Raw genomic sequence first — 22,694 nt, forward strand, 5'->3', positions numbered from 1 at the left:
CTCAGGAAAGGAGACTGCAGTGACCGGAAACCTCTACCGGGGCCAGGCCGGCCTGCCGTTCTCTTCCACGCTGCGGGTCTACGAACCCTTGGACGCTTTCCCGGAAGGACAACGCGAAGCGATCCGGGCCGCCGGTGCGCGGTCGGCGTCCCGCGCCGCCGTCGAAAACGCCGAACTGCTTGCCTCGCTGGGCCGGATCACCCGTTCCGGCGGGGACCCTTTCCCCACCGGCCGCACGGACCTGGTCCGCGTCACCACCGTGCCCGGCGTGCCGCCCCGGGGCAAACCACACACCGGAACGTCCGACGCCGGTGCTGGCGCGCCTTCGGGTGCCGGATCCCAGCCGGGTGCCACCACCAATTCCGCTGCCGCGACGGGAGCCGAATCAGGGGACGCGACGATCCTGCTGTACTGCCCCAGCCAACTGGTGCTCCGCGCCGGACTCGCCGCGAACGCCCTCATGGAAGGCATCCACGGACCCCTGGCTGAGATGCTGATTCCTGAGGAGCAGCGGGACAAGCACCAGGAACGGATCGATCAGGTCAAAGCCCGCGACGGCTCCATCCGCGTGCACACGCGCGCCTCCACCTGGGGCATTCCGTTCAGCTGGTTCTCGCTGTTTATGGAGGACGACCGCAAGGATGTTGTGGAATCCGGCGGCCGTATCCTCACCGTCAGGGTCTGGGCCCCCATCACCGAGGCGATCGAACGGGCACGCTACGCAGTGGCCCATCTTGCCCTCGCGGCGCCGGACCTGGACATGCTCGATGACCTCGCCCAGCTGACCGAGTGGCTGGAGCAGTTCCATGTCCAGTCCATGGTGGAACTGGACTACGGGGCAGTAGCGGACAAGGTGTATCCGGACGAGTCCCCGATGGACATCAGGCTGGGAATCGAATGCCTCGCTGAAGGGGACATGACCGGTGCCGCTGCGGCCTACCGTCGGCTTGCCTCGCGCTGGATCCCCATCAGGCAGCTGGCCCGCGCCTCCTGATCCGGACGGCCCGGATTGTCCTTCGGGCCGGATTGTCAGTGCCCGGGCGTTGCGAAACGGTCCGCGCCTGTTAGGCAGCCGTTCCCCCGGAAGGGGGCGCCGCCGTCGTGCGCCGCACGATGAGCTGGTGTTCGGCGACGGCTGAGTGGACCGCGCCGCTGACGCCGTCGAGCTCGTCGAGGAGCATCTTAGTGGCCAGCTCTGCCTGCTCGTCCGGCCGTTGGCCTACGGTGGTCAGCCCCACAGCTTCGGCGAAATCGTGGTTGTCGATCCCCACCACGGAAAGATCCTCGGGCACCCGGACACCCACCCGGGCGGCTTCGAAGATGATGCCCATGGCCATCTCGTCCGAGGCGCAGAAGATCGCGGTGGGTTTGGGTGCCGGCAGGGCCCATAGGCGGCGGAATGCCTCCTGGCCACTGCGGACCGTGAAGTCCCCCATCTCGTCCCACTCCGGGCGGATGGGCAGTCCTGCCGCTGCCATCACGTCCTTGAAAGCCAGGATCCGCACGCGGGGTACGTCGAAGTTGAGGTCTGTTTCGTCGTCGCCATGCAGGAGGGCGATGTCCCGGTGGCCGAGGTCGATCAGGTGCCGGACGGCTGTGGAAGCGGCGGCGTAATCGTCAATGCCGATGTAGGCGCACTCCTCCACATGGCCGCCCACCACCACCAGCGGAATATCGAGTTTCTGCAGGTGATCCAACTCTTCATGGGTGAGCGCCATACAAAGCACCAGCAAGGCGTCAATCTGTTTGTACACCATGGTCTTGCTGAAGAGCCGTTCGCGGTGGCTGCCGTGGCCGCCCAGGTTGAACAGGGACAGGTTATAGCTGCGCGCGTGGAGCTCGCGGTCGGCGCCCTCGATGGCCTTCGAAAAGAACCAGCGGCTGACGAATGGTGCCAGCACGCCGATGGTCTTGGTCCGTCCGGTCGCCAGCCCCGAGGCTGACGAGGAAGCAACGTAGCCAAGGGCGCCCGCCACTTCGAGGATTTTCTCCCGGGTGGCGGGCGAAACCCTGGGCAGTCCCCGCACGGCGCGGGACACGGTGGCTGTGGACACTCCCGCGGCGGCCGCCACGTCTTCGATGCTGACGCCACTGTGGCCGCCTCGTTGGGACCTCTCCATGCGTGCCACCGTGACCCCCTGTTCAAATCCGTGCAGGCACCGGATGATGCCTGGCGATACCCCCGCGCCATCGTAATTTGAATGCGGCCCCGCTTCGCAGTGTTACCTGCGGAGTCAGGGACGGCAGGCAGCGGGCCCGGAGAACCGCGGTGGATTACCTCCGGTCCGGCAGGCGGCGCCGGAGCCGCATCATTCCGTAAATGGCCAGGAGTGTGGCCAACAGGCCCAGTGCCCACCACAGCGCAAATTGACCGGTTATTTCCATCCACACCGTGACAACCAGCAGGACCAGGGCCCAGAATCCGAGGAACCCGATGATGATGTCAAAGTCCTCGCCGGAGCGGACCAGCCGGCGTTCGTTTCCCGCCCCCTTGGACTGAGGGGGACGGGAAACGCCCTTTGTCACTTGACTGCACCCGCCGTCAGGCCGGCCACAATCTTGCGCTGGAAGACCAGTACCAGGATCACCAAAGGAATGGTGACGATGGTTCCGGCAGCCATGATGGCGGTGTACGGGATCTGGTTGGGCTGGGCACCGGCAAAGTTGGCGATGGCCACTGTGACCGGCTGGGTGGCATCACTGGACAGCTGGCTGGCGATCAGGAATTCATTCCACGAGGAGATGAACGCCAGGATGGCCGTGGTGAAGATGGCCGGCGCCGCCAGCGGCATGATGACCTTCCGGAACGCCTGCCCCTGCGTGCAGCCGTCCACGCGCGCTGATTCCTCCAGCTCCCACGGCATTTCGCGGAAGAAGGATGTCAGCGTGTAGACGGTCAGCGGAAGCACAAACGAGATGCTGGGGATGATCAGCGCCTGGTAAGTGCCCATCCAGCCGATGTTGGTGAAGAGCTGGAAGAGCGGGGTAATGAGGGCGACGCCGGGGAACATGGAAGCTCCCAGGATGAAGCCCAGTACCAGGAACTTGAACCGGAAGTTCAACCGGGCCAACGCGTACGCGGCGAACACGCCGATCAGCAGGGATACCGCCGTCACAACGGCGCCGATGAAGACACTGTTCACTAGCGCCTGGCCGAACCTGTTGCCGAAGGACGTATCGAATGCGGTGGTGAAGTTGTCCATCGTCACGTGGGTGGGCAGGATCGAGGTGTCGTAAGTGAAACCCACCTCGCGGAATGCCGTCACCACCATCCAGTACGCCGGGGCAAGGCACCAGATCAGGATTACCGCGGCACTGATATACGTGCGGGCCTGCGCCCATTTCTCTTTGTTCTGGGCGTTCTTGCGTCCCTGATCCTGCCGTGCGCGGAGCTCCGTGGAGGCTGTCGAGGTGGTCATTTCTTCCCCTTACCTGAGGCGCCGCTTTGTTCCACAACGTTGGCGCCGAGGAACCGCACGAAGATGAACGCGACCAAGAAGATGATGATGAAGGTGATGGTTGAAAGGGCAGCCGCCGCGTTGAACCCTTGCCTGATCTGATTAATCACCAGGATCGAGAGCGTGGTGGTGTTGTTGGCGCCCTGCGTCAGGATGTACGGAAGGTCGAACATGCGCAGCGCATCCAGGGTACGGAACAGGATGGCTACCATGAGCGCCGGCTTGACCAGCGGCAACGTGATCATCCGGAACCGCTGCCAGGCGGTGGCACCGTCAACCTTGGCTGCCTCATAGACCTCGGCCGGGATCATCTGCAGCCCGGCGAGGATCAGGAGCGCCATAAACGGAGTGGTCTTCCACGTATCGGCGATAATCACCGCCCACTTGGCGGGCCATTCGCTGCCCGTCCACAGGATGGAGGCGTTGAACACCTTGTTGATGATGCCTTGGTAGTCGAACATGAACAGCCAAAGCTGGGCGGTTACTGCGGTGGGGATGGCCCACGGCACCAGAACGGCTGCCCTGACCAGGCTGCGTCCCTTGAAGGTCCTGGCCATAATCATGGCCATCCAGAAGCCAAGGATCGTCTCGAAGAGAACCGTGATGGCCGTGAACAGGAAGGTCGTTCCCGTTGCATTCCAGAACTGGCCGCCAAGTGTTCCCGGCGGGCAGGCAACGGTGCCCCCGCCAGCGGCAGCACACTGCTGGCCGAGCCAGTTCACATAGTTCTGAATTCCTGCAGGGCCGCCTTCGGTGAAGAGGCCCGTGACCGGATCCAGTCCGGCGTCCTTCTGGAAGGACATGATGATGGCGCTGATGATCGGATAAACAATAACGACACCGAGCGCAATGATGGTGGGTGCCAGCAGCCAGGAAGCCCACTTACCCTGGCTAAGGATCTTATTGTCCTCCCCCACACCCTTGGGTGCGTGGTGGACCGGGGTCCCGCCCGACGCCGGCTTTGTTGCCGGCGTCGGGCCCAATTCGGTTGCCATGACTAGCTACGATCCCGCGCCAGCGGACTCGATGGACTTCTGCATGTCAGCCAAAGCCTGTTCAGCGGATTTTTCGCCCTTCAGGGCTGCGTAAGCGTTGACCTGGATAGCTTCAGTAACTGCAGGATAAAACGGCGTCACGGGACGGGGAACGGCGTTCTGGATGGACGTCTGCAGGACTGTCAGGTACGGCAGCTTCGCAACCAGTTCCTTGTCCTCGTAGAGCGCGGAGAGAACCGGCGCTTTCGAACCCTGGTTGGCGAAAAACTTCTGCTGCTCCTCGTCCGTCATGAATTTGAGGAAGTCAAGAGCAGTTGCCTTGTTCTTTGAGTAAACGCTGATGGCAGAACTGTGACCGCCGAGGGACGAGGCCCCGGGTCCGTCCTTGCCGGGCAGTGGCGCCATACCGAACTTATCCTTGACCACGGAGGAACCCTCAGTGCTGATCAGGCTGTAGATGTATGGCCAGTTGCGGTGGAACAAAAGCTGGCCTTCCTGGAACGAGCGCCGGCCCTGTTCCTCCTGGTATGTGATGGCTTCCTCGGGGATGTTGCCGTTCTTGTAGGCCTCCACGAGGTTCTCAAGACCTTCCTTGGCCTCAGGGGTGTTCATGCTGGGCTTGCCGTCCTTGTCCAGGACCGATCCGCCGGCAGAGTTGATGGCTTCCGCCGCGTTGACGGTCAAGCCTTCGTACTGCTTGTACTGGCCGGAGTAGCACGCCATGTTGTTGGCCTTGGCGATGGAGCACATGCCCATCATTTCGTCCCACGTCTTGGGAGCCTCGGGCACCAGATCCTTGCGGTAGAAGAGAATGCCACCGTCCGAATCCTGGGGGGCCGCGTACAGTGTGCCCTTGTACGACGCTGCTTCGACCGGGGCCTCAAGCATCTTGGACGTATCGATGGCCATCTTGTCCTTGAGCGGCTGCAGCCAGCCCTTGGCGGCGAACTCGGCTGTCCACACAACGTCAACGCTGACGACGTCGTAATCGGACTGCTTGGCCTGGAAGTGCTGGACCAGGTCGTCGTGCTGCTGGTCGGCCTGGTCGGTCTGCTCCTTGAAGGTGACCTTTTCATCAGGGTGGGCAGCATTCCACTTTTCAACCAAAGGCCGGACAACGTTGTTGTTGTCCTTGCCCTGTACATACGTAATGGGCCCGCGGCCGTCGAGGTTGGCTTCAGCATCGGTGCCGCCGCCGCCGGTGGTCCCCCCGCCCCCGCCTGCACAGGCGGACAGCGTCAGGGCCAGGATGCCGGCAGTCGCTGCCGGGAGTAGGAATTTACGGGATTTCATTTGCTTGAGGCTCCTCGCTGAGTGACAAGTAAGTCGAACAGTGTGGTTGTTGGTGACCTTGATGTGGTGACCATCACACTAGTAAGGTTGTTGCGGCTTATGCAAGCGTTTACATCAAAAAGTTACCGGACAGGAACCAAATGCACCATTCGACCGTTCCCACCCCTGCGTCCACGGGTAGTTCATGGTGGGCAAGCGCTGTTGTTTATCAGATTTATCCGCGTTCCTTCGCGGATGCCAACGGCGACGGAATGGGTGATCTCCGCGGAACAGCGGCCCGTTTGCCCTATCTTCAGGCCTTGGGAGTGGACGCCATCTGGCTGTCTCCGTTCTATAAGTCGCCCCAGGCCGACGGCGGCTATGACGTGGCGGACTACCGCCAGGTGGACCCGCTTTTCGGAACGCTGGCCGACTTCGATGCTTTGTTGCAGAATGCTCACGGCCGTGGCCTGAAGGTCATCGTCGATCTCGTACCCAACCACACCTCCGATGAGCACGTATGGTTCCAGCAGGCCCTGGCGGCAGCTCCGGGCACCGCGGAGCGGGACCGGTACATGTTCCGGCCGGGCAAGGACGAAACGGCGGGTTCCGGCGACGGCAACCTGGCACCGAACAACTGGAAATCCATCTTCGGCGGACCGGCCTGGAGCCGTGTCACCGAACAGGATGGAAAACCCGGTGAGTGGTACCTCCACCTTTTCGATACCAAGCAACCGGACCTGAACTGGGAAAACGCCGAGGTGCAGGAAGAAATGCGCGCCGTGATCCGTTTCTGGCTGGACCGCGGTGTGGACGGATTCCGGGTGGATGTTGCCCATGGCATGGTCAAGGAGGCGGGCCTGCCCGATTGGGAAGGCGTGGCAGCCATGGTGGAAGGCACAGCGGACGCTCCTGGCAAAGGGCACATCCCGCCCGGTGACGCTCCCGGCGCGCACACCGACTCCCAGGAACCGCACCGCGCCGTGTCGCCGCAGTACCCGCCGTCGCCCTTCTTTGACCAGGACGGCGTGCATGAGATCTACCGGGACTGGCACAAAGTCCTGGCGGAGTACGACGGCGATCGCATGATGGTGGCCGAGGCCTGGGTTGAACCCGCCGAACGGCTGGCCCGGTATGTCCGCCATGATGAAATGCAGCAGGCCTTCAACTTCGACTTCCTCCTGGCCGGCTGGGATGCCGGGCGGATGGCCGAAGCCATCGAGGACTCACTCAAAGCCGCCGCCTCGGTAGGGGCTCCGTCCACCTGGGTGCTGAGCAACCATGACACCGTCAGGCACACCACCCGGTTCGGGCTGAATGATCCGACCACCTTCCCCAAGGGCATCGGCGCACATGACGAGCAGCCTGATGCAGCCCTGGGCCTGGCGCGGGCCCGTGCCGCTACGCTGGTCTCCTTCGCGCTGCCCGGCTCCGCCTACATCTACCAGGGCGAGGAACTCGGCCTTCCGGAGCACACCACGCTTCCGGACGACGCGCGGCAGGACCCCACGTTCTTCCGCACCAACGGGGCTGAGATCGGCCGCGACGGCTGCCGCGTTCCGCTGCCGTGGAAGTCCACTGCGCCCGGTTTCGGCTTTGCCGACACTTTCACTCATGAAGCGAACGACGGCGGCCCGGCGGGGTTGGCCCCGGGCAAACCCGCGGCGCCTTGGCTGCCCCAGCCCGAATCGTTCCGGGACCTCGCCGCGGACAGGCAGGACGGCGTCGAAGGATCCACCCTGGAGCTCTACCGTTCTGCCCTGGCGTTCCGTGCCGCCCAAAGGCTGGGATCGGGAACTTTCCGGTGGGCCGATATCCATCAGCCCGATCTGGGCATAGTGGCGTTCCACAACCGCGACGTCCTGGTGCTCAGCAATATGGGGGCCACCGCGGCGCCGCTCCCAGCCGGTTATTCCGTGGCAGTGACGAGTACCTCCGTGCCGCCCCGCTCCGTCACCGAAGTGTTGCCGAACTCAACGGTCTACCTGACCAAGTGAGTCCATCCTGAGGCCGCGGACCCGCAGTTGACGCCGGGACGGTCAGCGCACGCGTTCGGCCCGGCTGAACCGTGTCCTCGCGCCGACACCGATGTGGATGAGCGCCGGAATCCGTTTCCCCACCACCTCGTCCAAGGCGTCCACGAGTGCAGAGACGTCGGCCGCCAAAAGGTGCGGGGCGACGCCTTGGCGCGGCTGCAGCCGGATCTTCAGGGCCGGGCTGCCGTGGACGTCGTAGGTGGCCACTGTGGCCCCGGCGAGGTCCGGCCGCTCGGCAAGGGCATGCTTCAGTGCCTGTTCAGCCACTCCGCCGGCGATCCGCACGTCCCCGGCCACGGTTCCGGGATCGAACTCCGCGGCAAGAACGTCGCTCCGGCCTTTGCCTTGCTGCGCAATCCAGGCAACCATGAGCCCGATCAGCACCAGCAGGGCGACGGCCATGACGATCCATAGCCAGCTTTCCGGACGGCCGGGAAACCGGGTGTCGTCGAACGCCTGGTTAAGGCCGTCCCAGGCCGACCGCGACCACGTGTGCCACCACGGCCCCACCGAAGGCGCCGCGGCAAGCGCAACCAGCAGGGAACCCACGGCGAGCAGGATCAGCCCGAGGATCCCGATCAGGATCCGGTTGAGTACTGATGGAGTGCTGTTCATGCCCCGATCACTCCGGCAGCGGCGATGTTGACACGGACCTCCGGCAAAGGGAACAGGGACATCTCGCGGAGCTCTTCCCGGACGGCGGCAAGCACCGCTGTTTCGGTGACGGGCACTCCCGAGGTGGGGCGGACATTGACGATGACCTGCCGCTGGGAGACCACCACCATCACCTGTTCAGGAGTGACATTCGCTGCGAGCCGGGCGCTGCGGGCCAGGGCGGACGCGATGACCTCGTCATCGACCACCACGGCGGCCGACGTCCCCGAGACGTCCAGCACATGCCGGGCGCGCCTGCCGGGCAGGACAGCGTTGAGCAGGAAAAACAGCCCGGCCATGGCCACCACGGCGCCGCTGGCACCGAGCAGCAGGGGCGGGATACCGGCGGGGAGTGCCACAATGCGCTCAGCCGCCAACTGGGGTTCGATCAGCCACGCGGGCTGCCCAATGGCGTGCACTCCGGACTCCAGGAGGCCGTACGCCGCCGCTGCCATCACCAGCACTGCGGCGACCGTGGCCACTGCCGCGCGGGAGGAATGGGTCTCCCGGTACAGGATCCTGCGCATATCAGGCTTCCGTTCCGCGGGCGCCTGGTTGGCTTCCGCGGAGTCCATCAGCTTCCCGTCGAGTGAACCCTGGCTCATAGGACCCTGCCTCCCTCGATGGGTTTGACTCCGCTGATCCGGATGTCCACGCGGCTCAGACGGGCTCCGCTCAGGGCTGTGACGGTCGACATGATCCGGGCTTTGGCAGCGACGGTGCGGTCCAGGATTGATCCCCCGAATGCAGCGACCCGGCCAGCATCCCGGACCACCGCAGGCAGTGGCGGGATCCTGATGGGCGACACGAGGGACAGAGCCAGCAGCCCGGCGTCGTCCGCCCAGTCCGCCCTGACATCGTGCGTGTCCACACCCAGGGCCTCTGCGGCCGCTGCCTTGGCGAGGCTGGTCAGCGCCTGTGTGCTGATGCGGTTATGGCCGCTCAGGGCCTGGCCCTTAAGGGAAGGGGTGGATGCGGTCATGACGATGAGCGCCGGCCGATGATGGCATCCAAGACGCCGCGAAGGTCCAATTTCCCTTCCGCAGCGCGGCCCAGAAGGGCACCGATGGCCATAAACAGCAGCGCGACAAGGAAGCCCCACAAGCCGAACTGGAAGGACATAAACGCCACGAAGGCGCCCACGGCGATGCCTACAACGGTCAGATTCACAGCAGGGCCTCCCGTTCTGTGCCGGCGGGCGCAGCTGACTTCGGCGGCGGCGCCACGAACACATCGGTTACTTCGACATTCACTTCGATGACCTGCAGGCCCACCAGTTCCTCGACGGCGCGGTAGACGGCGGCCCTGACCTGGTTGGCGAGGGAATGCAGGGGCGTGCCGTAGGTGGCCACCAGGCTGATATCAACGGCCACCTGTGTCTCCCCCACCTCCGCACGGACGCCAGCGGCATGGTCAGAGCTGCCGACGGCGTCGCGGATGGCACCGAGTGCCCGGGACGGCACCGAGCCCAAGGAGTAGACGCCCGGTACGGAGCGGGCCGCAATGCCCGCGACTTTCGCTACAGCGGCCTCGGCGATCACCGTGCGGCCAAGCCCGGGGACGGGTTCGGGCACGGGGCTGGAAGCATGCTGGCCGGCACCCTGCTGGCGCTCCAGGCCGGCACCGGGTTGTGGGTTCTGGTATTCCATCAGGCACTCCCCCTTCTGTTGATCCCAACCCTATCCCCTAGGTCCGTCACGGCGTTGGAATCCGCCGGGGGCAGGGCGGCTTAACGAAGAAAAGCACCAGTTCCGAAGAACTGATGCTTCCCAGTGGTGGCTCCGACCGGCGTCGATCCGGTGACCTTTCGATTTTCAGTCGAACGCTCTACCAACTGAGCTACAGAGCCTAGGTGACTAGTCACCATGAGAGCCGGAATCTCTTCCGGCAATCAGAGCGACCCTGACGGGACTTGAACCCGCGACCTCCGCCGTGACAGGGCGGCGCGCTAACCAACTGCGCTACAGGGCCTTGCTTTTCTTGCTTCCGCAGTATCGCTACCGCTTTTTTCAAGGCTTCCAGCCTACCAGACAATTTCTGCCTGCCTGACCAGTTCCTTGCGTACCCCCAACGGGATTCGAACCCGTGCCGCCGCCGTGAAAGGGCGGTGTCCTAGGCCGCTAGACGATGGGGGCCAGAACCCGTTCGGCACAAAATAAAAGGCTTCAAGCCGATGGCTCTCAGTCTTTTCGTTTGCAGTTGCTCCGAACTGGACTCTAAAACTATAGGGCCTTGGCAGGAATTATCCAAAATCGGGCTGCAAGTACATGAACAATGCGGCAGGGACAGGCGAAGATGGACAGATGGATGCCGCCGCCGCACTCAATGAGATCGCTTTCTGGCTGGAGCGCGGGCGCGCTGCCGCGTTCAAGGTGCAGGCTTTCCGGAAGGCTGCCGGGATCATCGCCGGACTTGACCCTTCGGAGGTGGAGGCCAGGGCGCGGGACGGCAGGCTGAAAAGCATGAAGGGAATCGGCGACAGGACCTATCAGGTGGTCCGCCAGGCGGTGGACGGCGGGGTGCCCGATTACCTTGCGGACCTGCGCGAGCGCAGTGCCGAGCCGCTCACCACTGACGGCAGCGGGCTGTACGCGGCACTTCGCGGCGATCTCCACAGCCACAGCGACTGGTCCGACGGCGGCTCCCCCATCCCGTTGATGGCCGACGCCGCCCGGCTTCTGGGCCGCGAGTACCTGGCGCTCACCGACCATTCGCCCAACCTGACGATCGCGAACGGCCTCAGCGCCGAACGGCTGACGGAGCAGCTGGAGGTGGTGGCGGAGATCAACGGCAGCAACGCAAACGGCTTCCGGCTGCTGACCGGAATCGAGGTGGACATCCTCGAGTCCGGTGAGCTGGACCAGACGCCGGACATGCTGGACCGGCTGGATATTGTGGTCTCCAGTGTCCACTCGAAACTGCGGGCCGACCGGGCCACCATGACCCGGCGCATGCTCGGGGGCATCCGCGATCCCCATACCAACGTGCTGGGCCATTGCACCGGCCGTCTCGTGGAAGGATCCCGCGGGACACGGCCGCAATCGGAGTTCGACGCCGGGAAGGTGTTTGCCGCCTGCGCCGAAAACAATGTGGCCGTGGAGATCAATTCCCGCCCTGAAAGGCAGGACCCGCCGGACGACCTGATCCAGCTCGCCCTGGACGCCGGGTGCCTGTTTTCCATCGACAGCGACGCCCACGCTCCGGGGCAGCTCGACTTCCTTCAGTACGGTGCGGCCCGCGCGGCCAAGAACAACGTTCCTGCTGAGCGGATCATCACCACCTGGCCCCTGGACCGGCTTCTGAAGTGGTCGAAAAAGGCTGAACGGCCTACTTGACGGCGTCGAGGAGCTTCTGCCGGAAGTCCTGCTTTGTGGTCAGGGTCAGCTTTTCGCCGTTAAGGAAGAACGTCGGCGTGCCTGTCACACCCAGGGCAGTGCCGTCTGCGATGTCGGCCCGGATGCGTTCCTTCGTTTTCTGGTCGGCAACTGCTGCGTCGAACGCAGCCAGGTCAAGGCCAAGTTCTTCGGCGAAGGTCCGGAACAGCGGTCCCTGGGATTCTGCCTTCCCATGCCATTGCTCCTGGGTCTCAAACATCCTGGCCGACATGGCTTCGAACTTGCCCTGCTGGGCGGCGGCCTCCACCGCGAGCGCCGCCGGGCCGGAGTTCGGGTGGGAGGACAGCGGGAAGTAGCGGCTGACGAAGGTGATCCTGTCGCCGAACTCCTCCTTCAGCTCCTCCACGAACGGGTGGATCGAGCGGCAGGCTTCGCATTCGAAGTCCAGGAACTCCACCAGCTGGGCTTTTTCAACGGCGGGGGAGGTCAGCCTGTGGCTCTCCGTCCGGACAAGCTGTTCCGCCCCTGCCTGCGGCGGGTCCTGGGACGGCTTCGCCGATGTCAGCGCAAAGTACCAGGCGGCACTGCCGGCCACGAGGACGCCCAGCAGGATCCAGATGACAAGGCGCACGCGCCTGGCTGTGCCCTGTGATGAACCAGGGGAAGAAGTGGAAGCTGTTGCCATGGGGGCATCGTAGCTGAGGCCTGGAATCGCCTGGCTGCCGGGCACGCCCAATATGGCAGGAACTCGACGAGAGGTGGCTGATTTCCGCCAGCCGGGAACACCTGGTCGGGGCTAGATTGGCAGCATGGCTTCAACCCACCGCGCGCCCAACCCCCGCGCCCACACCGACCCACCTGCAACCCTTCCCGCGCCGGACGGCAGGATCAGCGCACTCGGCGCCGCTGCCGTCCTGGTCACCGTGGTGCTCTGGGCATCGGCCTTCGTCGGGATCAGGGCCATCGGGCCGGTTTTTTCCCCCGGGTCCCTGACCCTGGGCAGGTTGGCGGTCGCCGCCGTCGTACTTGGCGCCCTGGTACTGCCACAACTGTTCACAAGCCGGCTGCTGCCGCGGGGCCGCGAGTGGTGGCCCATCCTTGGGTACGGCGTGATGTGGTTCGGCGGCTACAACGTGGCCCTGAACGCCGCGGAACACCTGCTCGACGCCGGGACCGCGGCCTTGCTGATCAACGTCAATCCCATCCTGGTTGCCATTATGGCCGGCTTTTTCCTCAAGGAAGGCTTTCCCCGCTGGCTGCTCATTGGCAGCCTGGTGGCGTTCGGCGGGGTTGCGCTGATCGCACTCGGCTCAGGTTCCGGAAGCGGTGAACGTTCGACGGCGGATGTGGCCGGCGTGCTGCTCTGCCTCCTTGCCGCGGTGCTCGCCGCCGTCAGTGTCATCATCCAGAAGCCGGTGCTGCGGAAGTTCCCGGCCGGACAGGCCACGTGGTTCGGGATCATGGTGGGCGCCCTCTGCTGCTTGCCCTTCACCGGGCAGCTGGTCTCGGAACTGCAGTCGGCTCCACTGCCCGCGACCCTGGGGCTGGTGTATCTGGGCGTTTTTCCCACGGCGATCGCCTTCACCACCTGGGCCTACGCGCTGTCCTTGATCGACGCCGGCAAACTGGCGGCCACCACCTATCTGGTTCCCGGCACCACCATCCTCATCTCCTGGCTGCTGCTCAGCGAGGTCCCCACCATCTGGGGCCTGGTGGGTGGAGTGGTCTGCCTGGTGGGAGTGGGACTGACCCGGCGGAAGGTCAGGGCGTCCAGGCGTCCTTGAGCACAGGCGGCGGACCAGCAGTTCGCGCTACAGTCAGGGCATGCCCGCCAACCTGCCGCCCGGACTGCCGATCATCCCGGAAGGGCCCCACGAGCCGCTTCCTTTTGAGATGTCTGACGACGACTTTGAATCCGCCGTCACCGACGCCCTGGGCCGGATCCCCGCCAAGATTGCGGCCGCGATGGACAACGTGGCGGTGTTTGTCGAGGACGATTACGTCCCCTCGCCCGGCGAAGACCCGGATACCGTCCTGCTGGGCCTGTATGAGGGCGTCCCGCTCACCGAACGTGATTCCTGGTGGGACGCAGGTTCCCTGCCGGACCGGATCACCATCTTCCGGCAGCCCATCCTGGACATATGCTCCACGCGCGAGGAAGTGATCCACGAGGTGGCCGTGACGGTGGTGCACGAGGTTGCCCACCACTTCGGCATCGGCGACGAGCGGCTTCACGAGCTCGGCTGGGGCTAGCCTTGTAGGCATGGGACACGACCACAGCCACACTCACGGGATCACGGCAACCGGCCGGCACCGCAAGCGGCTCGTCGCCGTCCTGGCCATCACCCTGGCCGTGGTGGTCGTGCAGGTGGCCGGCGCGGCGCTCTCCGGATCGCTGGCGCTGCTGGCCGATGCGGGGCACATGCTCTCCGATGCAGCCGGCGTGACCATCGCACTCCTTGCCGCATGGATCGCGGGCCGGCCTGCAAGTGACCAACGGACCTACGGCTACCAGCGGGCAGAAGTCCTGGCCGCCCTGGCCAACGCGCTGATCCTGGTGGTCATCTCCGTAGTGATCTTTACTGAGGCGATCCGGCGGATAGGTGATGCGCCCGAGGTCCACACTGACATCATGCTCGCCGCAGCGATCCTGGGCGCCGTTGCCAACCTGGTCTCGCTCCTGATCTTGCGCGGCGCACACCAGGACAGCCTGAACGTCCGCGGCGCCTACCTCGAGGTCCTGGGTGACCTCCTGGGTTCTTTCGCGGTGATTGTCGCAGCCGTGGTCATCCTGTTCACCGGTTACCAGGCTGCCGACACCATTGCATCGGTGCTGATCGCGCTGATGATCCTGCCGCGCGCGTGGAACCTGCTGCGCGATGTGGTGGACGTCCTGCTGGAGGCCACCCCCAAAGGCGTGGAAGTGCAGATGATCCGCGAACACATCCTCAGCGTTGACGGTGTGGTGGACGTGCATGACATCCACATCTGGACCATCACCTCCGGCGTGCCGGTATTTTCGGCGCACGTGGTGGTGGAGGACGGCGTCCTGAACGCCCGCGGCGCCGACCAGCTGCTGGACAAACTCACCACCTGCCTCGGCTCCCACTTCGACACGGAGCACTGCACCTTCCAGCTGGAACCCGCCAGCCATTCAGAACACGAGTCGCGCCAGCACGCATGACGGCGGGCGCTGTGACGGCAGGCGGTGGGGCGGCCATCCGGAATTTAGACACGCCGGTTGAGATGTGCCGGAATCACACTCTTGTTGTTTATGTTATTGATGTGACCAGTGTTGCTAAAGTGCAGTCGGTCACGTAGCCTCGGACTGCTGGGAGATCAGTAGAGGGGCTCTTCACGCCGCCACCGGACCTCGCTCCCCAGCCTTACCGTGCGAGGTTCTGCGAATGCGTTTGACTGGATCAGGCCTGACGGCCGCCGCACTGTGCACCGCCGTCGTGCTGTCCGCAAGCCTTGCACTCCCCGCCCAGGCAGCCCCTGCTCCCCAGCTTCCCGGCGTCATCGCAGCCGCCGTCCAGCGGCCGGCCTCGCCGGAGGTTCCCTCGGCGGAAGACATCGCCGCCGCGAAATCCAGTGAGGGCGCGACGGCGGATCAGGTCACCTCCATCGAGCGTCTCCTGGCCGATGCCGCGAGTGCCCAGCAGGTCACCTTCGCCGCGACCATGCAGGCAAACAACGCTTACGGTGAGTCCCTGGTGGAGCTGCAGGGCCGCCGGCTGGCAGCTGACGCCGCCACCGCCAAAGCAAAGACTGCAGCGGAGCTGCAGGACAAAACCCGCCAACAGGTGGGCCAACTGGCAGGCGACCTGTACCGCAACGGCGGGCTGAACCCCACCCTGACCACCTTCGTCAGCGGCAACGGCGACGCGCTGCAACAGGCTGCGACGCTGGAAGCCATTTCGGCCAGCCGCAGCCGCGCCTTTGAATCCGCGGACACGGCGGCCATCGCAGCCCGGTCCTTGACGGCTGCCGCTGAGGACGCGAACCGGGCCGCAGACGACGCCGCCCGAACGGCCGAGGCCCGCAAGGCTGAAGCGGACCAGGCCAACGCCGCTCAGGTGAAGGCCGTGGCTGATGCGCAGGTACAGCGGACCGTTCTGGTGGAACAGCTGGCGCAGCTGAGGAACACCACCGTTGCGCTGGAATCGGCCCGGGTGGATGGGCTGGACCGCCAGCGCGAAGAAGCCAGGCTCGCGGCCATCACCGCAGCTGCCGACCGGGCAGCCTCCAGCCAGGCTGGAAAAGCTCCTGCAGGAAGTGCATCTGCTGCAGGCACTCCTGCCGCGCCTCCTCCTGCCGGCCAGGGAACGGGGACCGCCGCCGCACCTGCCGCACCTGCCGCTCCGGCTGCTCCGCCGGCACCCGCTCCAGCGCCTGCTCCAGCGCCTGTTCCGGCGCCTGCTCCCGTCCCCGCTCCAGCCCCGGCACCTGCACCAGCCCCCGCGCCTGCCCCCGCACCTGCACCAGCCCCCGCGCCTGCTCCGGCGCCGTCACCCGGCGGGTCCAATGAGACCGCCATCTCCGTGGCCATGTCCAAGGTGGGCGCGCCGTTCTTCTACCAATACGGTGGTACCGGCGCCTACGGCTTTGACTGCTCCGGCCTGGTGCAGACGGCGTTTTCCGCCGCCGGCAAGTACCTGCCGCGGACCGCGGCGCAGCAGTATGCCGCCGCCCCTGTCCACGTGCCCCTCTCGCAGGCCCAGCGAGGCGACCTGCTGGTTTGGGGTTCGGCTCCGGGTTTCTACCACGTGGCCATCTACCTGGGTAACGGCCAGGTGGTCCAGGCGCTGAATCCGGACGAGGGCATTGGCATCACTCAGCTCAGTCGGATGGCCGGGATGCAGCTCCACCCCTACGCCGCCCGCTACTGACCCCGCCCCGGACTCCGGCAGGTTTCAAACCCCAGGGGGCGGAGCTCCCGGCCCGGTCCTCACGACAGGATGTCCTTGGTGACGAACCTGCCGTAGGCGAGCGCTCCGAAGACGGCGATGTAACCAGCCTGCAGCAGGGCGTTATTGGCGAACGAATCCCACAGCACCGGCTGGCGGAGGACATCGGCGAACCCGAACCAGTAATGACTGAACAGCCAGGGATGCAGCCACTCCAGCTGCGGAAGCTGGTCCGCGATCTGTGATGCCACCGAAATCACCACCGTGGCCGCCATCGCGCCGACCGGGACCACAGTCAAGGTGGACACAAACAGCCCGATCGCCGATAGCCCCGCGAGTGAGACCGCAAGGTAAGCAGCGATCAGGACCAGGCGGAGCGCCGCCTCTGGGGGCTGCACCACATCCCCCGACAGGAGCGTCACCGGCCCGATGGGGAACAGCGCCGCTCCGATGGCGGCGCCGGCGAGGGCCACGGTGATGGGCGCGGCCAGGCAGAAGGCCAGGGCGCCGGCGTACTTGACCAGCAGCAGCCGGATCCGCCCGGCTGGAGCCACGAGCAGGTAGCGGAGGGTGCCGAGGCTCGCCTCTCCGGCGATGGTGTCTCCGGCTACCACCCCGATGGTGAGGGGCAGGAACAGCGGCACGGCCACCAGCAGCGCCGTGACCGCCACGAACAGCCCGTTCTGCGTGATCCTGTCCAGGAACGCCGGCCCCCTTCCCGGCGGCACCGTTGAAGACAGCCGGACCGCGACGGCGATCAGTACCGGTATCGCGGCCAGCGCCAGCAGCATGGCCAGCGTCCGCCGGCGCCTGAAAAGGGTCTTCAGCTCCGATGCCAGGAGGGACAGGCTCGACCCCCGGCCAAGGGCATGCACCCGGCCGGGAGCAGCTGCCTCACCGGGTGCATGTGACGCACCGGGAGCAGCCTGTGCCGCACCTGGAGCACTGGCCTGGTCCGGAGCTCCTGCTGTTTCAGAACCACTACTGGGCAACGTCGAACCCCTCCCCCGTCAAGGCAACAAAACGTTCCTCGAGGCTCTCCCGTTCCACCGCAAAGCCACGGACCCGCACCCCTGCGGCCACCAGCTCGGCCACGATGTCCTCCGGGGCCTCCAGCCGGGCAGCAGCCGCGACGGCGGTCAGCACCTGTCCCTCCGCTTCCGGGTGGACGGTTCCCGGGGTCAGGCCCAACCACACCAGGACCGCGGAGGCCGTCCCGGCGTCGGGCGTTATCAGGCGGATCCGGGTTTCGCCCGCCTGGCGCAGCTCGGCGAGCGGCCCCTGGGCCACCAGCCGTCCCGCGCTCATAATGGCCGCATGCGTGCAGATCTGTTCCACTTCCGCCAGCAGGTGGCTGGAGACGAAGACGGTGGCGCCGTCTGCGGCGAGGGACCGGACCAGGCTCCGCACCTCGCGCGTCCCCTGCGGATCCAGTCCGTTGGTGGGCTCATCGAGCACCAACAGGTCCCGTGGTGACAGCAGCGCGTTGGCGATTCCCAGCCGCTGCTTCATCCCCAGCGAATAGGCGTGCACCCGTTTGCCGGCGGCGTGCGAGAGCCCCACCCGCTCAAGCGCGGCAGCCACGCGCGCGTTCCGGGTGGCAGGCGCCGCATGCCGGCTGGCGGCGTCGAGCCGGCGCAGGTTGGCCGTACCGGACAGAAAGGGATAGAAAGCAGGCCCTTCCACCAGGGCACCGACGCGCGGGAGGACATCGTCCAGCCGCTGCGGCATCTGATGGCCCAGGACGTTGACTGTCCCGGCCGTCGCGGCGGCGAGGCCCAGCAGCATCCGGATGGTGGTGGTTTTGCCGGAACCGTTGGGACCCAGGAAACCGAACACGGCGCCGTGCGGCACCGAGAGGTCCACACCATCAACCGCCAACTGCTGGCCGAACCGCTTGGTCAGGCCGCGCGTCTCTATGCTCAGGCCGGTTGCCCCGGCGGTCCTCACGCTGCGCCGGCGGCGGCCTGCAGCCGCTCAGCCGGAACCATCCCCACAAAGATCCTGCCGTCGTCGGTCAGCAGAACGTTGACCAGCGAGGTGGACAGGAGCCGCCCGCCGGGTACGACGACGGCGGCCTGGGACAGGAGCGGGTCCTTCAGTAAGGCCTCAGTCAGCTGCGCCCCCTGGCCGTCCGGCGGTGCAGGGAACCCGATCACCGATTCCCAGCCCTTTCCTGTCACGGTGGGCTTGGGCGCGCCGGCATCCCGCTGGTGAAGTTCACTTCCGGGAACCTGGTCAGGTGGCAGCATTCCCGGGCTTGCCGGATCGCCCTGGAAGCCCGGCATGCCCTGCTCATGCGTCATGCCCGGCTGATGCGGCATCATGGGGCCCTGTTGGAGCGGAAGCTCCTTGACCGTGGCACCCGGAGGAGCCGTGAAGTTGAACATCCCATCCTCCGGCGCAGCCAAGGTCAGGCTGGTGAAGCCCGCCTCGAATGCGGGTTCCTGCTGGCCTCGGGCTGAAACGGTAACCTTCAGCGGCATTCCCGTCTCGCCGTCAATGGCGATCACCGCCCTCTCCAGCAAGGTTCCGTCCGTCCGCGGCGCCAGGACCAGGCTGTACGCGGCCCGTCCGGCCACCTGGACCTCGGGGCCCACCGTCACTGAAGTGGAACTGTCCGCTGCGTCAAGGAACCGCTTGGCGAGTTCTTCGGGGGTGGGAATGGCATGGGTGGAGGGAACGGGGGCGTCCGGTGCCGGAAGGGGCAGGTCGCTGGCTTTGGCGGGCAAGGTCAGGTGCGCCGCGCTGTTGTCCTTGGAGTTGTAGAACCACACGTCGCTGTCCCGCCGGATGACATCGCGTTCGGCGAGCCTGTCCACCACCTGGACGCGGACCTTTGCCGGCCCGTCCATGAAGATCCGGGCGGTGTGTTCGCCGGTCAGAAGCTCAGCGATGGAAGCAGCCCCACCGGCAGATGCCGGTCCTGACGTGGGACCGACGGCAGGCAGATCAGGCAGTCCCAGCTCGGAGGACTGCTCGATTGTTCCGGAAAATGACCTGGTGCTGTGCTGGCCCAAGAAGGTCAGGACCTCGGCGGCGGATTTCCCGGGCAACGGATCGCCCGCGCGCGCCGGAATGGATCCCGCCAGAACACCGACGGCTATCACTGCAGGAACAGCTGCTGCGGGAACCCAGCGCAACCAGGTGCGTTTCATGCCAGACCCGTTTCATCCGTGGAGCCCATACGTTCAGATTACGCCTGGCGGGCGCCGCGCACATCCCCAAGGCGGCGCCTCAACCGGAGGACAGTCCGGTTATGCGGGCACCACGGTGCCGGCCCCGCCGTCGACCGTAATTTTTTGGCCGGTGGCGAGCCGCAGGGTGGCGTCCGGAACACCCACCACTGCCGGGATGCCGTACTCCCGCGCCACGACGGCCCCGTGTGAATTGGGACCGCCCATTTCCATGACCAGGCCACCGGCCGTCAGGAACAGCGGGGTCCAGCCGGGGTCGGTGGACGGTGCCACCAGGATCTCGCCCGGTTCCAGGTGTGCTCCCACCGGGTCCAGGATGACCCGGGCCGTTGCGGTGACCGTTCCTGCCGAGGCAGGGCTCCCCGCGAGAGCGCCCGGCACTGCGGGCATCCCCGGCGTTCCGGCCGGCTGCAGCGTCTCCGGTTCCGTTCCGTCCGAGAGGAGCACCCGCGGCACGTGGCGCCGCTCCAGTTCCTGCGCGTACGCGGCACGCCGCCGCGCCACCAGGGCCCGCAGGTCTGCCGGCCGCGTTCCGTCACCACCGGCAGGCACATCTGCGGCGTGCACGATCCCGTGCGCCAGGCCGGCCCTGGCTTCAACCAGGTCCAGGAAGAAGATGTCGTCCGCCTGGGCCACCACCCCGGATTCGGCCAGCGCGGCGCCCACCACGGCCAGTTCCTTCCGCACCTCAGCAAGGCCAACCACCAGCAGGTACTTCGGCAGCTCGCGGAGCCCGGCAAACAGCCGGGCCCGCCGCAACGCCGCCCGCACCACTGCGCCGCGGAGCCGGCCCCGGGCACGTGCCTCGGCCACCAAGCGATCCACACACGCCTCCGCCTCCTCGGCAGCATTGCTGAACTGGACATCCGGAGCCACGGAAGAATTTTCGAGCCGAAGGTAGTTGGCCAGGACGCCGATAATGTGGGTGGGGTCATCTGACCAGCGGGGCATCCCGACGTCGATCTCCGCCACCGCGCGGTGCCCGTACTGGCCCATAAACCTCGCCAGGCCTGCCTGCAGCTCCGCGGGAAGCCCACCCGAGCGGTAGTCTGCGGCGACTTCTGCGGGTTCCCGGCCCGCCACCGCGGCGCGGGATCCGCCGTCGTTCCTGATGACCTGCGCGAGGCGCCAGAGTTCCAGGTCCATTTCCGTCGTCACGTTGTTAGGCAGCCCGCGGAGCACCACCTGCAGGTCATCCCAGCGGCCGCCGCCCAGCAGTTTCCCCGCCACGGCCAGTGCGGCGAAGCCGAGGGCAGGCAGGGGCAGGATGGCCGGAACCACAGGGAAAATCCGGGCGCCCAGCAAGTGTTCGGCATGGTCCAGGCGCTCCACTGGCGTGGCGTCGGCCGGCGGTTCCAGGGTCTCCCCGAATCCGCGCGCAAGCCGGTTCGCCCGCCGCAGGGCGGCCGCCGGACGGAATACTGCCCGGAACAGTGTTTCGGGGACGCGCGCGTGCACTGCGGCCGGCACCACATGGCGGAGCAGGCCCAGCGGGGTCCGGCGGGTCACGGAGAACCGAGGGTCCTCGAAAACCTTCCGCAGCACAGTGGCCGAGCGCGCTTCCATCACATCGAAGACCCGGGGAATGATGCGCCGGCCGGGGCTGCTCCGGACCGCTGCGGTCAGGTCGAAATAGAGTCGCTGGGCAGCCTCCGCATACGGTGACGGGCCGTTGCGTGGCTCGGGAACGTCGAAACGTGCGGCCCGGGCCACCGAGGACGCCAGGACCCGGAACGTTGCCAGCCCCATCGGGGTGATGGGGCGGGTCAGGCCCTGCGCCAGGCTGAAGCAGAGGTAGACCCGGATGCCAGGACGGGCAGCCGCCCGCTCCGGAACGGGAAAAAGGGTGGTGATGGGGCGCGATTGGACGAGCCACACCCGGCCGTCTCCGGCGATGGCCCACTCAATGTCCTGGGGAGCGCCGAAGTGGCGCTCCACCTGCAGGCCAAGGGCAGCCAGCCCGGCCGCCTGCTGATCGGTCAGACAGGCCGCCGCACCGCCATTGGACGCAGCCACCGTGCGGGTTCCGCCACCGGAGATCGGCCGGACGGCGATGCGCTTGTCACCGAGCCGCCGTTCCAGGACACTCCCCGAGGCCGGGTCCACCACAAAATGGTCCGGGTTGACCGCTCCGGACACCACGGCCTCCCCCAGGCCCGGGCTGGCATCGATCACAGCCTGTTGGCGCCGGCCGGTGAGCGGATTGGCCGTGAACAGGACACCGGCTGCAGCGGCGTCAACCATCCTCTGGACCACCACGGCGAGCGCCACGGCCGCCGGATCGATCCTCCGGCTTGCCCGGTAACTAACGGCCCGGTCGGTCCAGAGCGAGGCCCAGCAGCTGCGGACAGCGTCTACGACGGCGGTGGTCCCCACCACATTGAGGTAGGTGTCCTGCTGCCCGGCGAAACTCGCCGATGGAAGGTCTTCGGCGGTAGCGGACGAGCGGACGGCAACGGGGACGTCGTTACCCAACGCCGCATAGGCCCGTTCGATCGCCTCAACAGTCTCCGCGGGAACAGGAGCGCTGAGGATCACCTCACGAGCCCGGGCGGCCAGCGCTGCCAGGGCAGCGAGGTCGTCTTCAGCGGTGGTTTGCAGAGCCGTGTGGAGCCCTGCCAGCTGGCCCTGTACGTGCGGGTCCCCGGCCGTTGCGTGGCGGTAGGCCTCCGTGGTGAGGCAAAAGCCTTCCGGGACGGGGAATCCGGCGGCACACAGCACCCCGAGGTTGGCAGCTTTGCCTCCCACCAGGGGCACCATTCCCGCCCCGATGTCCGCCAATCCCAGGATTGGCGGTGAACCTCCCGTGCCAGGCATTTCCATGCCTCCCGCTGCGG

Annotated in this window: 22 protein-coding genes and 3 tRNA genes; 7 read left to right on the top strand and 18 right to left on the bottom strand. The window is 66.2% G+C overall.

Annotated features, from left to right (window positions below; translation table 11 throughout):
• Window positions 1-19 precede the first annotated feature (19 nt).
• The gene (locus AC1MCA_RS07725) at window positions 20-994 is read left to right on the top strand and encodes a DUF8083 family protein (RefSeq protein ID WP_479802432.1); all 975 of its coding nucleotides are present in this window, start codon (window positions 20-22) and stop codon (window positions 992-994) included.
• A 70-nt stretch (window positions 995-1,064) separates the two neighbouring features.
• Here AC1MCA_RS07725 and AC1MCA_RS07730 read toward each other — a convergent pair whose 3' ends face one another.
• The 5 genes from AC1MCA_RS07730 to AC1MCA_RS07750 all read right to left on the bottom strand — a co-directional run bounded on the left by AC1MCA_RS07730 (window position 1,065) and on the right by AC1MCA_RS07750 (window position 5,746).
• Window positions 1,065-2,120 carry a LacI family DNA-binding transcriptional regulator gene (locus tag AC1MCA_RS07730; RefSeq protein ID WP_479802434.1) on the bottom strand — a complete coding sequence of 352 codons (1,056 nt, stop codon included), beginning with the start codon at window positions 2,118-2,120 and terminating at the stop codon, window positions 1,065-1,067.
• Between the two features lie 154 nt (window positions 2,121-2,274).
• A complete protein-coding gene (locus tag AC1MCA_RS07735) occupies window positions 2,275-2,526 on the bottom strand; it encodes a hypothetical protein (RefSeq protein ID WP_479802436.1) in 252 nt (83 codons plus the stop codon).
• The gene (locus tag AC1MCA_RS07740; protein WP_479802437.1) at window positions 2,523-3,419 is read right to left on the bottom strand and encodes a carbohydrate ABC transporter permease; all 897 of its coding nucleotides are present in this window, start codon (window positions 3,417-3,419) and stop codon (window positions 2,523-2,525) included. The genes AC1MCA_RS07735 and AC1MCA_RS07740 overlap by 4 nt, the downstream gene beginning before the upstream one ends.
• Window positions 3,416-4,453, bottom strand: coding sequence for a carbohydrate ABC transporter permease (locus tag AC1MCA_RS07745; protein WP_479802439.1), 1,038 nt, complete (start codon window positions 4,451-4,453; stop codon window positions 3,416-3,418). Before AC1MCA_RS07745 ends, AC1MCA_RS07740 begins: the two co-directional genes overlap by 4 nt.
• Before the next feature lie 6 nt (window positions 4,454-4,459).
• Window positions 4,460-5,746, bottom strand: coding sequence for an ABC transporter substrate-binding protein (locus AC1MCA_RS07750; protein ID WP_479802440.1), 1,287 nt, complete (start codon window positions 5,744-5,746; stop codon window positions 4,460-4,462).
• Window positions 5,747-5,886: 140 nt separating this feature from the next.
• Between AC1MCA_RS07750 and AC1MCA_RS07755 the strand changes: the two genes are divergently transcribed.
• Window positions 5,887-7,722: a glycoside hydrolase family 13 protein gene (locus AC1MCA_RS07755; RefSeq protein ID WP_479802442.1), complete on the top strand. Its 1,836-nt coding sequence runs from the start codon at window positions 5,887-5,889 to the stop codon at window positions 7,720-7,722.
• A 42-nt stretch (window positions 7,723-7,764) separates the two neighbouring features.
• On the opposite strand, the gene AC1MCA_RS07760 is transcribed toward AC1MCA_RS07755, so the two are convergent.
• From AC1MCA_RS07760 to AC1MCA_RS07795, 8 genes are all read right to left on the bottom strand, one after another.
• Window positions 7,765-8,376 carry a hypothetical protein gene (locus AC1MCA_RS07760; protein WP_479802444.1) on the bottom strand — a complete coding sequence of 204 codons (612 nt, stop codon included), beginning with the start codon at window positions 8,374-8,376 and terminating at the stop codon, window positions 7,765-7,767.
• Window positions 8,373-8,990, bottom strand: coding sequence for a hypothetical protein (locus AC1MCA_RS07765; RefSeq protein ID WP_479803328.1), 618 nt, complete (start codon window positions 8,988-8,990; stop codon window positions 8,373-8,375). The genes AC1MCA_RS07760 and AC1MCA_RS07765 overlap by 4 nt, the downstream gene beginning before the upstream one ends.
• A 26-nt stretch (window positions 8,991-9,016) precedes the next feature.
• On the bottom strand, window positions 9,017-9,397 hold the full coding sequence (locus AC1MCA_RS07770) for a hypothetical protein (RefSeq protein WP_479802446.1): 381 nt from the start codon (window positions 9,395-9,397) through the stop codon (window positions 9,017-9,019).
• On the bottom strand, window positions 9,394-9,585 hold the full coding sequence (locus tag AC1MCA_RS07775) for a DUF2273 domain-containing protein (RefSeq protein ID WP_108599379.1): 192 nt from the start codon (window positions 9,583-9,585) through the stop codon (window positions 9,394-9,396). Before AC1MCA_RS07775 ends, AC1MCA_RS07770 begins: the two co-directional genes overlap by 4 nt.
• Window positions 9,582-10,064 (bottom strand): Asp23/Gls24 family envelope stress response protein, encoded by a 483-nt coding sequence (locus AC1MCA_RS07780; RefSeq protein WP_479802449.1) that lies wholly within the window; start codon window positions 10,062-10,064, stop codon window positions 9,582-9,584. The genes AC1MCA_RS07775 and AC1MCA_RS07780 overlap by 4 nt, the downstream gene beginning before the upstream one ends.
• Window positions 10,065-10,188: 124 nt before the next feature.
• A tRNA-Phe gene (locus AC1MCA_RS07785) sits at window positions 10,189-10,264 on the bottom strand.
• Between the two features lie 48 nt (window positions 10,265-10,312).
• A tRNA-Asp gene (locus AC1MCA_RS07790) sits at window positions 10,313-10,386 on the bottom strand.
• Between the two features lie 91 nt (window positions 10,387-10,477).
• Window positions 10,478-10,550 (bottom strand) — tRNA-Glu (locus AC1MCA_RS07795).
• Window positions 10,551-10,718: 168 nt separating this feature from the next.
• Between AC1MCA_RS07795 and AC1MCA_RS07800 the strand changes: the two genes are divergently transcribed.
• Window positions 10,719-11,750 carry a PHP domain-containing protein gene (locus tag AC1MCA_RS07800; RefSeq protein ID WP_479803330.1) on the top strand — a complete coding sequence of 344 codons (1,032 nt, stop codon included), beginning with the start codon at window positions 10,719-10,721 and terminating at the stop codon, window positions 11,748-11,750.
• On the opposite strand, the gene AC1MCA_RS07805 is transcribed toward AC1MCA_RS07800, so the two are convergent.
• Window positions 11,743-12,435, bottom strand: coding sequence for a DsbA family protein (locus AC1MCA_RS07805; RefSeq protein WP_479802451.1), 693 nt, complete (start codon window positions 12,433-12,435; stop codon window positions 11,743-11,745). The genes AC1MCA_RS07800 and AC1MCA_RS07805 overlap by 8 nt on opposite strands.
• Before the next feature lie 124 nt (window positions 12,436-12,559).
• Here AC1MCA_RS07805 and AC1MCA_RS07810 point away from each other — a divergent pair, with 124 nt between their 5' ends.
• From AC1MCA_RS07810 to AC1MCA_RS07825, 4 genes are all read left to right on the top strand, one after another.
• Window positions 12,560-13,534 (top strand): DMT family transporter, encoded by a 975-nt coding sequence (locus tag AC1MCA_RS07810; RefSeq protein WP_479802453.1) that lies wholly within the window; start codon window positions 12,560-12,562, stop codon window positions 13,532-13,534.
• Window positions 13,535-13,574: 40 nt separating this feature from the next.
• Entirely contained in the window at window positions 13,575-14,003 is a 429-nt protein-coding gene (locus AC1MCA_RS07815) for a metallopeptidase family protein (protein ID WP_479802455.1), read from the top strand.
• A gap of 10 nt (window positions 14,004-14,013) precedes the next feature.
• Window positions 14,014-14,934: a cation diffusion facilitator family transporter gene (locus AC1MCA_RS07820; RefSeq protein ID WP_108599382.1), complete on the top strand. Its 921-nt coding sequence runs from the start codon at window positions 14,014-14,016 to the stop codon at window positions 14,932-14,934.
• A gap of 223 nt (window positions 14,935-15,157) precedes the next feature.
• Window positions 15,158-16,642, top strand: a complete 1,485-nt coding sequence (locus tag AC1MCA_RS07825; protein WP_479802457.1) for a C40 family peptidase — start codon at window positions 15,158-15,160, stop codon at window positions 16,640-16,642.
• Window positions 16,643-16,701: 59 nt separating this feature from the next.
• Here AC1MCA_RS07825 and AC1MCA_RS07830 read toward each other — a convergent pair whose 3' ends face one another.
• From AC1MCA_RS07830 to AC1MCA_RS07845, 4 genes are all read right to left on the bottom strand, one after another.
• Window positions 16,702-17,535: an ABC transporter permease gene (locus AC1MCA_RS07830; protein ID WP_479803332.1), complete on the bottom strand. Its 834-nt coding sequence runs from the start codon at window positions 17,533-17,535 to the stop codon at window positions 16,702-16,704.
• Between the two features lie 106 nt (window positions 17,536-17,641).
• A complete protein-coding gene (locus AC1MCA_RS07835; RefSeq protein WP_479802459.1) occupies window positions 17,642-18,610 on the bottom strand; it encodes an ABC transporter ATP-binding protein in 969 nt (322 codons plus the stop codon).
• Complete coding sequence (locus AC1MCA_RS07840) at window positions 18,607-19,818, bottom strand: LolA-like protein (RefSeq protein WP_479802461.1); 1,212 nt, start codon at window positions 19,816-19,818, stop codon at window positions 18,607-18,609. The genes AC1MCA_RS07835 and AC1MCA_RS07840 overlap by 4 nt, the downstream gene beginning before the upstream one ends.
• A gap of 99 nt (window positions 19,819-19,917) precedes the next feature.
• A complete protein-coding gene (locus AC1MCA_RS07845) occupies window positions 19,918-22,680 on the bottom strand; it encodes a PEP/pyruvate-binding domain-containing protein (RefSeq protein ID WP_479802463.1) in 2,763 nt (920 codons plus the stop codon).
• Window positions 22,681-22,694 lie beyond the last annotated feature (14 nt).

The organism is Arthrobacter sp. BK1, assembly GCF_056680055.1.